Below are 13,573 nucleotides of genomic sequence, written 5' to 3' on the forward strand. Positions count from 1 at the left end.
TCCTTCATCACGTTTAGTGAATGGAGGTTTTTTAAAAGGTGGGCAGAAATGATTGCACAAGTAGTAGTGGACGTCGCTGCAAAACAGACAGATCGCTTATTTGAATATCTGGTGCCGCACATCTTAGAAAACGATGTGCAGGTGGGCTCACGGGTCGTCGTTCCTTTTGGTAAGAGTCGGAAAGTGCAAGGGTTTGTAATCTCATTGGTTGACGAAACGGACTACGAAGGTCAGCTAAAGGAGTTACTAATGATTGTTGATGAGCTACCCCCATTGACACCGGAGTTAGTCGATTTATCCGCATGGCTCAGTCAATATATTTTCTCATACCGGATAACTATCTTGAAAACGATGCTGCCAAGTGTGCTACGGGCCAATTATCGCAAAATTTTAGTGCCACTAGTCAAAGATGATCTAGAGGTTAGGCAGCTATTTGGGGAGAAACAAGAAATTGACTTGGCCGAAATTGACGACCAAGATAGCACAATTATCGCGAGCATTAATCGTTTATTGCGCGTGGACAAGATCAAGATTGAGTACCTGGTTGAATCAAGGGCGAAAGTCAAAGAAATTAGCGAGATAACTGCGGTAAAATCGAGTGGCGAATTACGCGTGGAGCTGGAGAAGCTACGTGCTAATGCACATCAGCAACAAAAGCTACTAAATTTTCTAATTACAGAGCCTAAATTACCGCTTAGTCAAACGGAGCTAGAGCAGCAGCTGGCTATTTCCGGTGCCACAATTAAGGTAGCCGCTGACAAAGGCTGGTTAACACGATCGAAGGCTGAAGTATATCGCCGTCCCATTACCACACAGACTAATAAGAATAGAAATGACCTAGTACTTTTACCAGAACAGGTCCAAGCACTAGAACAAATCACTACCAGTGTGAATGCTGATACAGCAACCACCTTTCTACTAGAGGGCGTAACGGGTAGTGGTAAGACAGAAGTTTACCTGCATGCAATCGCCAATACGCTAGATGAAGGCAAGACTGCGCTGATGCTTGTTCCGGAGATCTCGCTCACGCCACAGATGGTCCGGCAGGTGCAGGCAAGGTTCGGCGATGCGGTGGCTGTGTTGCACAGTGGTTTAAGCGAGGGTGAGAAGTACGATGAATGGCGGCGTATTCGGCGAAATGAAGCTAAGGTAGTTGTGGGTGCACGCAGCGCTATTTTTGCGCCACTGCAGAACCTGGGCCTTATCATTATCGATGAGGAACACGAGAGCAGCTATAAACAAGATGACACGCCACGTTATCACGCACGCGATGTGGCCTTTTGGCGTAGCGATTACAATAAGGCGACACTTGTTCTTGGGAGTGCCACGCCTTCCCTAGAGAGCCGTGCACGTGCTTCTAAAAACGTCTATCAGTTATTGACGTTGACTAAACGAACCAACCAGCAGTCTTTACCGACAGTGAAAATTTTGGATTTAAAAGAGGCCAAATTTGCGGGTGAACAGTTTGACTTGACGCAAGAATTAGTTGACGCAATCAAAACCCGTGTTCAAAGAAAAGAGCAGACAATCTTACTACTGAACCGGCGGGGTTTCTCTAGCTTCATGCTCTGCCGTTCATGTGGATTCGTCCTGAAATGTCCAAACTGTGACATTAGCCTGACATATCACAAATCCACCAACCAGATGAAGTGCCATTACTGTGGCCATACGGAGGCTGTGCCGACAAGTTGTCCCAATTGTCACTCAGATGAAATTCGTTTCTATGGTACGGGAACGCAGAAGATTGAAGAAGAACTAGGTAAGCTAATTCCACAAGCAAGAATATTGCGGATGGATGTGGATACGACCAGAAAAAAGGGAAGTTACGAACGGATTCTGAATGCGTTTGGGCGAAATGAAGCGGATATTTTGCTTGGAACTCAGATGATTGCAAAAGGATTAGATTTTAGTAACGTAACTCTGGTCGGCGTAATCAACGCCGATACAGCTCTGTCTTTCCCGGATTTTCGTTCTGCCGAGAAAACTTTTCAATTGTTGACACAAGTGAGTGGTCGGGCGGGCCGAGCTGCGTTAAAGGGTTCTGTGCTCGTACAGACGTATAATCCAGAGCATTATGCCATTGTTCTTGCTCAAAGTCAGGATTATGAACGTTTCTACCACCAGGAGATGCAGGTGCGTCATCAAGGAAACTACCCGCCGTACTTCTTCACATCCCTCATTAGCGTGTCTAGTAAGAATGAGCAGAATGCCGCGAAAGAGGCTTTTATCATCAAACGAAAACTGATGCGCGAGCTGAATGGACGCGTTCTCATTTTGGGCCCCACTCCAAGCGCGGTCTCAAAAATAAAACAGCATTATTTCTATCAAATATTGGTAAAATATAAAAGAGAGCCAGAATTAAATGCATTTCTGCACGAGATCCAGGATGCAGCTCAAACACAGAAAAAATACGGACTCAACATTTATATCGATCGCGAGCCCGATAAATTTATGTAGAGGATATTCATGACAAAAATAATATTCATGGGCACGCCCCAATTTTCAGTGACAGTCTTAGACGGCCTTTTAGAAGCGGGCTACGACGTGATTGCCGTCGTTACACAGCCGGATAAAAAGGTGGGTCGGAAACAAAAGATTGTGGCCACGCCGGTTAAGGAATTTGCACTAAAACATAATTTGCCAGTCTACCAGCCAGTAAAATTGAGTGGTAGTCCAGAGCTTACCGAACTAATTGAGCAGCAGACAGACCTAATTATTACCGCTGCTTATGGGCAATTTTTACCGACAAGTTTCTTGAATTCCGCCAGAATTGCCGCAGTTAATGTTCATGGTTCGCTATTGCCTAAATATCGGGGTGGTGCACCAATACAGTATGCGGTCATGAACGGTGATCAGGAGACAGGAATCACAATCATGGAGATGGTGAAGCAGATGGATGCGGGTGACATGTATGCCCAACAAGCACTTAGAATCACGGACCAGGACACAACGGGCACAATGTTCACTAAGCTAGCCATCCTCGGTCGTGACCTGCTGCTGGAGACGTTACCGGGTATTATCGCCGGTACGGTGAAGAAAACACCACAGGATGAAGCACTAGTGACTTTCTCACCGAACATCAGGAAAGAGGAGGAACAACTTAGAACCAAGATGACAGCTAAGCAGGCCCATAACGTGATTCGCGGTTTAAATCCTGATCCGGGTGCTTTTATGTTTTTCAATGGTGCACGGTTAAAAGTCTGGCAGAGTGAGGTTGTTGACGTTGTTACTCCTTATGAAGCGGGCTTTTTGGTCAACAATAAACGTGAGCTGACAATTAGCCTAGCCAACGGAACGGTTTTACGCTTGCTTGAGGTCCAACCCGTGGGCGGTAAGAGAATGAAGGCCAGCGATTTCTTAAATGGTCGTGCCAAAAATCTGGTGGTTGGCACACGGGTCATGACTGATGAATAATTTGAATGTTGCTACAGCCCGGGAAGTTGCACTAAATGTGCTTACAAAGGTTCTACAGCAAAAGAGTTATTCGAATATTCAGCTAAACTTCTCTTTAAATAATTCGACGCTAGACGAACGGGACAAGGCACTAGTCACACAGCTAGTCTACGGAACAATCCAGTATAAACTTTTTCTTGAGTATCAAATTAAGCATCTTCTGCGGGCCAAACCAAAGGAGAGTTTTGTCGTGCCTTTACTGCTCATGTCGGTCTATCAGTTACAGTTTCTCGATAAGATACCCGACCATGCAGTCTTGAACTCTGCAAACGAGCTGGCTAAAAAACGCTCGAGTCACGGCGCGTATAAACTGGTTAACGGGATTCTACGTAATGTGCAACGTCAAGGTCCACTTTTACCGGCGGTGGGCCAAACCGCGGAGTACCTATCCATCAAGGAAAGTATGCCCGAGTGGCTAGTCAAATACCTGAGCGATAAGTTTGGTAACAGTAAAACCGCGCGCATCCTCCAAAGCCTGAATACCGTGTCACATAATAGTGTCCGTGTAAACACCAAGAAAACGACTGTCCAGGCGGCTAAAGAGGAGCTGCACGATCAGGGATTTGATGTGACCGTTTCGCCTCTTCGGGGCGAGAATATTTTGCTGAGTCACGGCGGAGTTGCCGCTACAAATCTTTTTCGCGATGGTCAGATTACGATCCAGGATGAGGCCTCTAGTGTGGTTGTTGATGCACTTCATGTGGAGCCCGGTGATATTGTGCTCGATGCCTGTGCGGCACCGGGTGGTAAGACGATGCAGATTGCAGAATTACTTGATCAAAATGTTGGTAAGGTGACTGCTCTCGACTTGCATGAGAAAAAACTTGCGCTGATCGAGAATAATGCAAAACGGCTAGAATTGACCGATCTGATTACAGTGCAGGCGATGGATGCCAGAAATGTTGCTAGTGAATTTGGTCCCCAGAAGTTTGATAAGATTCTGGTAGACGCGCCGTGCTCCGGATTGGGATTGCTCCGGCGTAAACCAGAGATTCGGTATGAAAAAACATTTACAGATATTATCAACCTGAGTAAAATCCAACTAGCAATTTTGGAATCAGTTGCACAATCTTTGAAGATTGGTGGACGAATTGTGTACAGTACATGTACAATAACTCCAGAGGAGAACGAGGAAGTAGTTGCGCGGTTCATCGCTGCACATCCTGAGTTCTTCGTTGAACAAATTAAATTACCTAGTTTTGACTCCGTAAAAACTGAGGTCGGCACCGATTTAACCGTCAGGATCTTTCCAGACGATTATCAAACCGACGGCTTCAGTATCACCAGTTTAAGATTAAGAGGTTAAGTATTTTGATAAAGACGGCATATGCGTCAAATATTGGGCGTGTTCGCAAATCGAATCAAGATTTTGTCCAAATATTTAAAAACAAGAAAAATATTCTGATGGCAATTGTGGCCGATGGTATGGGCGGTCACCAAGGCGGGGATGTGGCATCCAGTATGGCGGTTAATCACCTTGGTCATGCATTTGTTGGTAGTGACCTTGATAACGTCGCGACTGCTAGAACCTGGCTCAAGGTAAACTTGAATTTGGAAAACGAGACGATTCTTGCCACGAGTGACCGGTTTAGTGATTTGAATGGAATGGGTACGACCATTGTACTTGCCGTATTATTCGCCGAGGATGTGTTACTTGCGCATCTTGGTGATTCTCGTGCTTATCTCTTACGTAAAAATGAGTTTCTGCAGGTAACTCAAGATCATTCATTGGTGAACGAGCTACTGAAATCAGGGCAAATTACTGTTGAGCAGGCCAAGAATCATCCGCAAAAAAACGTTATTACTGAAACATTGGGCGTTTCTAAGGTAATTAATCCGGAATTTACTGAGTTACAGATATTGGAGGGTGATTTGCTCCTGCTTTGCACGGATGGACTCACCAACTCACTTACCAATCAACAAATTAAGGATATTTTGGTCAAGCAGACCTCACTCCAGGAGAGAAGCGATGAATTAATCGCCGCCGCCAACAGGTTTGGTGGACAAGATAATATTACCGTTTGTCTGATTAGCTATGGGAAGGAGGGTATTTCAAAATGATTGATAAAGGCTATTTGTTAGCAGACCGTTACAAGATTGTTGATACCCTAGGCGAAGGCGGAATGGCCAACGTCTACTTAGCTGAAGATATTATTTTGCAAAGAAAAGTTGCGGTTAAAGTATTACGCATGGATTTGCAAAATGACCAGAAGACAGTCCAAAGATTTCAGCGTGAGGCCCTCGCTACGAGTGAGCTAAGTCACCCCAATATTGTTTCCATTCTTGATGTGGGTTCTGAAAAAGGAATGCAGTATCTGGTCATGGAATATGTTGACGGGCCAAACCTAAAGGAATACATCCATGACCATAATCCGCTCACGCTAACCCGGGTGATCGAGATTATGGATCAGATGCTGGGCGCTATTGCGCTTGCGCACCAACATAACGTGATTCACCGCGACCTAAAGCCGCAGAATATCTTGATGGATCCAAGCGGACGCGTGAAAGTGGCGGACTTTGGTATTGCAATCGCATTGAGTCAACAATCGATTACTCAGACTAACTCGCTCCTGGGTTCTGTGCACTACATGAGTCCTGAGCAGGCCAGGGGCTCTATGGCCACCAAGCAATCTGATATCTACTCTCTCGGGATCATTCTCTATGAATTAATTACCGGTGACGTACCATTTGGCGGAGAGACTGCCGTCTCCATCGCCCTGAAGCACTTCCAGGAGAATATTCCATCAATTAAGAAACAACACCCGGAGGTCCCTCAAGCGCTAGAAAATGTCGTTTTACAAGCTACGGCAAAGGATCCGCGTGACAGATTTGAAACTGTCTCAGAAATGAAGAACGATTTAGATACGGCGATGGATCCTAGTCGAGCAGCTGAACCGGTTTTCTTAGCGGACCATAATCCTGAGTTGGATAAAACTATTGTTTTACCAGACTTGAATGGTGTGGTAACCGAAACCAATAATGACGCCGACAAGCCAAAGAATTCCGCCCTTGCTAAATTTAAAGCTAGTTTCAAGAAACATCAGTTTTGGTGGATATTCTCAGCCATTGCGGCATTGATGGTCGTGTTCGCTCTCGTTTTTGCATTGAGCAGAAATGGTACTGTCGAGGTGCCAGATGTAACTAATATGTCTCGTGCATCCGCCATTGGGGCAATCCAGGATGCTGGCCTTGTCGTGGGGGATATCGATGAGCAACCCAGCAATTCGGTCAAGAAGGGGAATGTCATCAGAACGTTGCCCGAAAAGAATATGAGTGTCAAGTCTGGCGCCGAGATTGGACTAGTAGTATCCAGTGGCGTTGGCTTGACTACAGTGCCGGACGTGTTGGGCACCACATATAGCCGAGCTAAAACGAGACTGGAGAAACTTGGCTTCACAGTAACTAAACGAACTGAAGATAGTGATGCGCCAAAGAACAAGATTATCGATCAGAGTGTCACTGCAGGTAAAAAGGTGGATGCGGCAAAGACAACAATCGTGCTCACTGTCAGTCGTGGCCCAGAAGTTGAGGAGTCAAAGGACGAATCCGTTACTTTACGTGATCTCAGTGGCTACACGCTGAAGAGCGCCCAGGATTACGCAAACGAGAATAAGCTACAGCTTTCATCTTTAGAGGAATTTTCAAGTACTGTGGATAAAGGCCAGATTATCTCACAAACTCCGGGTGCTGGCACTAAGGTTCAACCTGGAACTACCATTAACGTTGTGGTTTCTAAGGGGACAAACAAGTCTGTCACGAAGAGCTACGCCTTAACATACAACAGCGATAACGACAATAATGGTCGGGGGAATCACGTAATTATTTATATCGGTGATGATACCCATACAACGACCTCCGTGTATAAGGATATGTATATCACGAGCGATTCGAGCGTAAGTATTCCATTTACTTTGAATAATGGTAATGGTCATGTCAAAATTGTGCAGGACGGGCAAACCGTAGTAGATGAAAGTGTTACGGAGTAGATGAAGCAGAGAACAACTGGTACGATTATCACTTCCGTAGCCGGATTTTATGATGTGGCTACAGAGCACGGTACCGTGCGCACAAGGGCTCGTGGCGTATTTCGCAAAAACAAGGAGAAACCCGTCGTTGGCGATCACGTTCAGGTGGAGTTAGATGGCAATCAAACGAATTATTTAGTCAAAATTCTGCCGCGGCGGAATTTTCTTAAGCGTCCGCTGTTGGCCAACGTTTCGCGGGTTATTCTGGTGATTTCGGCTGTTGAACCGGATTTTTCGTTGAATTTGTTAGACCGGTTCATTATCTTTTTCGAAAGTGAAGGCATAAACGTTGAGCTGTACCTTTCGAAACAGGACATCGTCAAACCAGCACGTTTAGAGGAGATTAAACAGGCGCTCCAATATTACGCACGAATCGGTTATCCCTTACTGTCGTATGAAGGCACAACAAAAGCCGAGATTCTTAATCTGATGGAGGACGAAGATATCTTGGTTTTGGCTGGTCAGTCTGGTGCAGGCAAATCGACCTTATTGAATAAGCTCAAGCAGGATGCTCGGCAGGCGACAGCGCCCATTTCTAGTAGTCTTAATCGGGGTAAACATACGACCAGACAGATTGAATTATTTACATACGGTCCAGGTTATATTGCTGACACACCGGGTTTTTCATCCATCGAGTTGCATCAAATTAAGCTACTCGACTTGGTTGATTACTTTAGGGACTTTGTCGCCCATGCGGCTGAGTGTAAATTTCGGGGCTGCCAACATCTGAACGAGCCTGGTTGTGCCGTTAAGAATCTAGTCGCATCCGGCGAAATTCTGCAGTCACGCTACGATAACTATCTGACCATGCGTAAAGAGATTGAAGATAATAAACTACCGGAATACCGGAAGTAGGTGTTGTAAAATAATGTCCAATAGTTTAAATTACCGCACATATGTTTTTCTTGGCGGACCCGAAGAATTGTGGCCCCAGCAGATTTTTACCGAGTTTAATCGCGTGCGTGCACGGCAAAAGGCTGTTAAGGTGATTGGTGTGGATCACGGAAACATTTCATTACTAAAGCACGGTCTGATTCCAGATATTGCTGTGGGTGATTATGATTCCCTTAATGCCGCCGAAAGAGCCATGTTATTAGAAAACGTGCAGGATGTTCGCTTCGCTGTCCCGGAGAAGGATTTCACTGATTCTGAGATGGGGTTAGCTACTGCACTATTCGACTTAAATAGTAAGGATGTAGTTGTAATTGGGGCCACCGGCGGCCGTTTAGACCATTTCTTGGTGAATCTCTTATGTGTCCTGAATGAGCGTTTACGACCGGTTGCAGACCGGATAACCATGGTTGACCAGCAAAACTTGATCCGTTTCTTTAATCCTGGCAAATGGTCAATTGACCGGCTTAAAGAATATAAATACTTGGCGTTCGTGAATCTGACGCCTGTCGCGCATTTTCAGATTGCGGATGCCAAGTATCAGTTAGCTGATTTCTCGAGTAATTATCCTGTCTCCTTTGCGAGCAATGAATTTGTCAAAGATGAGGTAAACTTTTCCTTTACAAAAGGTGTGGTTGCTGTCATCTATAGTCGTGATTAGTCACAAATCTGAATAAAACACAAAAAAAGTCAGGACCAATTGGTCCTGACTTTAACTTTGTCATTTGTATAATTATACGCGAGTAACTTTACCTGATTTGAGTGCTCTTGCAGAAACCCAAACACGTTTAGGTGTACCGTCAACAAGAATACGAACTTTTTGAAGGTTTGGCTTCCAACTACGACGTGATGAGTTCAAAGCCTTTGAACGTGTGTTACCAAATGAAGTCTTACGACCAGTAATAAAATCCTTTGCCATTATTCTAACCCCCTTTTACTTGTTTCAATCACTTAAATAATTTATCATAATCAGAGTCCTTTAGCAATAGTTAAGCTAAATATTTAGAATTTAATATTACCGATACCTATGATAAAATGGTATGAGTAGTAACATGACTTCTTGATGGAGGATAAAAATGGCTGTTAAAATAAAAACAAAATACGGAATGATTGATATTTCGAACAATGTCATTGCCACTGTAGTTGGTAATGCAGCAACTTCGAACTATGGCGTTGTTGGTATGGCAAGTAAGAACCAATTTCGCGATGGTGTGTACGAGATTTTGAATCTTAACAATTTCGGCCGCGGAGTAGTTGTGAAGCAAGATGACGGCCAATCAGTCGTTGACGTCTACATTGTGGTGGGCTATGGGTTGAAAATTTCCGAAGTCAGCAAAAACGTGCAAGACAGCGTAAAGTACCACCTGGAACAGGATTTGAGTACTAAAGCAAAATCTGTTAATGTCATTGTACAAGGCGTTAAGGTTTTAGATGACTAATTAATTAGGCTGGGGGAGCTAACTTTGGTTTTAAAAGAAATAAAAGCCGACAAATTTAGAGACATGATTCGCGTTGCTTCGCATCGCTTAGGTAAGAATGCACAATTCGTTAATTCACTAAACGTTTTTCCTGTGCCCGATGGGGACACGGGAACGAACATGAACTTAACCGTTCAGAGTGGTGCCAAAGCTGTCAATGAACAAGCAGAGACAGACATTGGCATTTTAACCAAAGCATTAGCTAAGGGAATGTTAATGGGAGCACGTGGTAACTCGGGCGTAATTACGTCGCAATTATTCCGTGGCTTTCAAAAGAGTACAGACGGCAAGGCAGTGCTGACTGCCAACGATTTAGCAGAGGCCTTTGCCACAGGAGTCGAGACAGCGTATAAGGCTGTGATGAAGCCGGTTGAGGGAACAATCTTAACTGTTGCTCGTGGCGGTGCTCAGGCTGGGTTAAACGCGGTTAAGGAGACAGATGATGCCATTCAGGTCATGCAGGCGGTCGCAGACGGAGCGAAAAAGGCGTTGAAGACTACCCCAGATTTTTTGCCGGTCTTAAAAGAGGTTGGTGTTGTCGACTCTGGTGGCCAGGGTTTAGTATTCATTTATGAGGGATTCTTTGAGGGACTAAGTGGCGAGGATTTACCGGACACCTATGAACCGAACGAATCCGAGATGGATGAGATGGTTAATGCGGCTCACCACCAATCCGTTCAAAGTCAACTTGCAACAGAGGACATCAAATTCGGTTACTGTACCGAGATTATGGTGGATTTAACGAAGGATGTGCCTAATAAAAAGAAGTTTGTTTATGACGACTTCAGAAACTACCTGGATAAGTTAGGTGATTCGCTCCTTGTGGTCTCGGACGACGAAGTTGTTAAAGTTCACGTCCACACAGAGAATCCGGGCAAGGTTTTTGCCTACGGGACCGAATTTGGTCAACTGGACAAAATCAAGATTGATAACATGCGGATTCAACATGAAACGATCGTCGAACAAGATTCTGATGAGGAAGATGTTGACTTTGCAGTGATTGCTGTTGCCTCTGGTGATGGCATTAAAGACTTATTCAAGAGTCTCGGGGTAAATCGAATTATCAGTGGTGGTCAGACCATGAATCCAAGTACCCAAGATATCCTAGATGCTGTGAAGAATAGTGGTGCCAAGAAGGCTCTGATTTTGCCAAATAACGGTAATATTTTGATGGCTGCGAAACAGGCTGCAGCAGTTGCCGATATTCCTGTGGGAATCGTGCCAACGAAGACTATCTCACAAGGAATGACCGTGATGCTGTCCTTTAACCCGGATGGCGACGTAGACGATAACGTAGCGGAAATGACTGAGGCAATAGAGACCGTCAAGAGTGGTGAAATCACTAAGGCAATTAGGAAGACCGAAATTGATGGCGTCAAAATTCAAAAGAACGACTACATGGGAATTGTTGATGGCGATATCAAGGTTGCTCAAACTGACCTGATTGAAACTACGGTGGCAACGATTAAATCAATGCTTGATGATGACAGCGAGATTGTGACTCTGTTGTATGGAGCTGACACGACTGAAGCACTGGCAAATCAGGTGGTGGAAGACCTAAATGGTACGGTTGATGACGACATTGAATTTGAGATTCATGCTGGTGGGCAGCCAGTTTATAACTTCCTCATTTCGGTTGAATAGTCAATGTGGCTTTGTTTGAAGAAGTAGAACGGTTGAGACGAAATAATGACAACAAACATATTCGATACTCTTGGTAACTTGCCTGGTGTTGGAAAAAAGACGTTGAATAACTTGCAGACGCTTGGCCTCTTCACCCAATTTGATTTGCTCTATTATTTTCCCTACCGCTACGATGATCTACAGGAGTTACCACTAGATGCGGTAGTGGATGGCCAGAAGGTTGTGTTAAAGGGGCTTGTCGTAACCGATCCTGTAGTTGGACGGTTTGGTTACCGTAAGACTAGGCTCACGTTCAAACTTAAAATTGACCATGATGTAATCATGGTCAGTTTTTTTAATCAACCATGGTTAAAGAAACAGCTCGAATTGGGTCAAGAGATTGCTGTCTATGGCAAATATAATGAGCCAAAGCAGATGCTGACAGGGATGAAAGTTATGGCAACGAAGGACCAGCAAAACGAGTTGGCACCAATTTATTCTGTGAACCAGCATGTGAAGCAGAAGAAAATTACAGAGTTAGTTAATCTTGTACTGCAAAATTTTCCGGTACTCGAGAACGTTGTGCCAGAATTTTTGCGGGTAAAGTATCACCTACTGAACGAAACTCAGATTGTAGTTGGTATGCACCGACCCAAGACGATGCAGATTAGCCAATTGGCACTACGAAGTGCAATTTTTCGTGAATTTTTCTTATTTCAAATGCAACTTCAGTCTACTGTTCAGGAGGCAAGTGATGAAACGGGGGTAGCGAAAAACTACGATGAGTCGGCACTCACTGAGCTGGCTAATCTCCTGTCCTTTGAATTATCGCAGGATCAAAAGGTAGTTGTACGGGAGATTCTGGCCGATCTAAAGAACCCGCGAGTGATGAATCGGTTACTACAGGGTGACGTAGGTTCGGGCAAGACTGTGGTCGCTGTTTTCGCCATTTTCGCTGTGATTACCGCTGGTTACCAGGCCGCGCTGATGGTGCCAACTGAAATATTGGCGCAGCAGCATTACCAGAAGATTAGTGCATTACTCGGCCGGGTCGGCGTTTTTGTAGCGCTGATCACCGGATCAACCAGTAGTGCTGAGAAAAAGCAGATCTATGCTGGTTTGAAGTCCGGGGCGATTAACTGTGTCATTGGTACTCACGCACTCATTCAAGATCAGGTGGAATTTGCTAAACTTGGGTTAATCATTATCGATGAACAACACCGATTCGGCGTGGGGCAACGTGCAACGTTGCGTGGTAAGGGCGATCACCCCGATGTATTAGCGATGACTGCAACGCCAATTCCACGGACTTTGGCACTAACGGTGTATGGTAATATGGATATTTCGATCATCAAGACACTGCCTCAGGGCCGCCTGCCAATCAAATCGGAATGGAAGACGTCGGGTCAACTGGCAGATGTCTTTCTCCAGATGCGTGAGCAGCTAGAGCAAGGCTTTCAAATCTACGTCGTCACGCCCTTAATCCAGGAATCTGAACAACTAGATGTAGAGAATGCAACCGATATTTTCGAAAAAATGAGCACGCAATTCGGGCAGCACAATCATGTGGCCTTACTGCACGGTCAGATGAAAGCTGATGAGAAGGAACACATCATGGCCCAATTCGTTGCCCACCAGATTGACATCTTGGTCACTACATCCGTAATTGAAGTCGGGGTCGACGTGCAAAATGCTAATATGATGGTGATTTTTGATGCCGACCGGTTTGGTTTGTCCCAGCTACACCAATTGCGTGGTCGAATAGGACGGGGTGAGACACAGTCTTACTGCGTCTTTATTGCTGACCCAAAGACCAAATCTGGTAAGAAGCGGATGGATGTAGTTGCGAACACGACCGACGGATTTGTGTTAGCCGAGGAAGATCTGAAGTTGCGACGCGAGGGAGACCTGTTTGGGACGAAGCAGTCTGGCTTACCCGAGTTTAAGGTGGGTGATGTGGTCACCAATTTCAATACGTTGGTGGAGGCCAAGAAGTCAGCCAAACTAGTTTTAGAACAGGACCCAACTTTGAGTAATCCGGAGTACCAGTTTTTGAAGCAAGTGTTAGAATATAAGAATCAGGATTTCGAAGGGTAGGATAAA

The 13,573-nt window shown here is 45.0% G+C and carries 11 protein-coding genes; 10 read left to right on the top strand and 1 reads right to left on the bottom strand.

The window, feature by feature from the left end; all coding sequences use genetic code 11:
- Window positions 1-48 precede the first annotated feature (48 nt).
- The 7 genes from priA to FC62_RS00250 are packed head-to-tail and all read left to right on the top strand — an operon-like array spanning window position 49 to window position 9,030.
- Complete coding sequence (priA, locus tag FC62_RS00220) at window positions 49-2,457, top strand: primosomal protein N' (RefSeq protein WP_056946317.1); 2,409 nt, start codon at window positions 49-51, stop codon at window positions 2,455-2,457.
- Between the two features lie 9 nt (window positions 2,458-2,466).
- Window positions 2,467-3,414: a methionyl-tRNA formyltransferase gene (gene fmt / locus FC62_RS00225; RefSeq protein ID WP_056946315.1), complete on the top strand. Its 948-nt coding sequence runs from the start codon at window positions 2,467-2,469 to the stop codon at window positions 3,412-3,414.
- Complete coding sequence (rsmB, locus tag FC62_RS00230; protein WP_056946313.1) at window positions 3,407-4,759, top strand: 16S rRNA (cytosine(967)-C(5))-methyltransferase RsmB; 1,353 nt, start codon at window positions 3,407-3,409, stop codon at window positions 4,757-4,759. The genes fmt and rsmB overlap by 8 nt, the downstream gene beginning before the upstream one ends.
- A 5-nt stretch (window positions 4,760-4,764) precedes the next feature.
- Complete coding sequence (locus FC62_RS00235) at window positions 4,765-5,514, top strand: Stp1/IreP family PP2C-type Ser/Thr phosphatase (protein ID WP_056946312.1); 750 nt, start codon at window positions 4,765-4,767, stop codon at window positions 5,512-5,514.
- Window positions 5,511-7,439 (top strand): Stk1 family PASTA domain-containing Ser/Thr kinase, encoded by a 1,929-nt coding sequence (gene pknB, locus FC62_RS00240; protein WP_056946310.1) that lies wholly within the window; start codon window positions 5,511-5,513, stop codon window positions 7,437-7,439. The genes FC62_RS00235 and pknB overlap by 4 nt, the downstream gene beginning before the upstream one ends.
- Window positions 7,440-8,333: a ribosome small subunit-dependent GTPase A gene (rsgA, locus tag FC62_RS00245; RefSeq protein ID WP_054744871.1), complete on the top strand. Its 894-nt coding sequence runs from the start codon at window positions 7,440-7,442 to the stop codon at window positions 8,331-8,333. It abuts the gene before it with no gap.
- Between the two features lie 13 nt (window positions 8,334-8,346).
- The gene (locus tag FC62_RS00250) at window positions 8,347-9,030 is read left to right on the top strand and encodes a thiamine diphosphokinase (protein WP_054744873.1); all 684 of its coding nucleotides are present in this window, start codon (window positions 8,347-8,349) and stop codon (window positions 9,028-9,030) included.
- Window positions 9,031-9,102: 72 nt separating this feature from the next.
- Here the strand turns inward: FC62_RS00250 and rpmB are convergent, their stop codons facing one another.
- Window positions 9,103-9,288: a 50S ribosomal protein L28 gene (gene rpmB, locus FC62_RS00255; protein WP_054744874.1), complete on the bottom strand. Its 186-nt coding sequence runs from the start codon at window positions 9,286-9,288 to the stop codon at window positions 9,103-9,105.
- 157 nt (window positions 9,289-9,445) lie between these two features.
- Here rpmB and FC62_RS00260 point away from each other — a divergent pair, with 157 nt between their 5' ends.
- Genes FC62_RS00260 through recG form a run of 3 tightly spaced genes read left to right on the top strand, consistent with a single transcriptional unit; the run spans window position 9,446 to window position 13,567 of the window.
- Window positions 9,446-9,808, top strand: a complete 363-nt coding sequence (locus FC62_RS00260; protein ID WP_054744876.1) for an Asp23/Gls24 family envelope stress response protein — start codon at window positions 9,446-9,448, stop codon at window positions 9,806-9,808.
- 24 nt (window positions 9,809-9,832) lie between these two features.
- Window positions 9,833-11,491, top strand: coding sequence for a DAK2 domain-containing protein (locus FC62_RS00265; RefSeq protein ID WP_056946308.1), 1,659 nt, complete (start codon window positions 9,833-9,835; stop codon window positions 11,489-11,491).
- A gap of 42 nt (window positions 11,492-11,533) precedes the next feature.
- Window positions 11,534-13,567 (top strand): ATP-dependent DNA helicase RecG, encoded by a 2,034-nt coding sequence (gene recG / locus FC62_RS00270; RefSeq protein WP_056946303.1) that lies wholly within the window; start codon window positions 11,534-11,536, stop codon window positions 13,565-13,567.
- Window positions 13,568-13,573 lie beyond the last annotated feature (6 nt).

Origin of the sequence: Amylolactobacillus amylotrophicus DSM 20534, from assembly GCF_001434555.1 — a bacterium.
Classification (GTDB): Bacteria; Bacillota; Bacilli; order Lactobacillales; family Lactobacillaceae; genus Amylolactobacillus; species Amylolactobacillus amylophilus.

Bases quoted from the DNA above. Each gene is read 5' to 3' on its own strand.
- priA (WP_056946317.1), top strand. From the start codon at position 49: ATGATTGCACAAGTAGTAGTGGACGTCGCTGCAAAACAGACAGATCGC.
- fmt (WP_056946315.1), top strand. From the start codon at position 2,467: ATGACAAAAATAATATTCATGGGCACGCCCCAATTTTCAGTGACAGTC.
- rsmB (WP_056946313.1), top strand. From the start codon at position 3,407: ATGAATAATTTGAATGTTGCTACAGCCCGGGAAGTTGCACTAAATGTG.
- pknB (WP_056946310.1), top strand. From the start codon at position 5,511: ATGATTGATAAAGGCTATTTGTTAGCAGACCGTTACAAGATTGTTGAT.
- rsgA (WP_054744871.1), top strand. From the start codon at position 7,440: ATGAAGCAGAGAACAACTGGTACGATTATCACTTCCGTAGCCGGATTT.
- FC62_RS00250 (WP_054744873.1), top strand. From the start codon at position 8,347: ATGTCCAATAGTTTAAATTACCGCACATATGTTTTTCTTGGCGGACCC.
- rpmB (WP_054744874.1), bottom strand. From the start codon at position 9,288: ATGGCAAAGGATTTTATTACTGGTCGTAAGACTTCATTTGGTAACACA.
- FC62_RS00260 (WP_054744876.1), top strand. From the start codon at position 9,446: ATGGCTGTTAAAATAAAAACAAAATACGGAATGATTGATATTTCGAAC.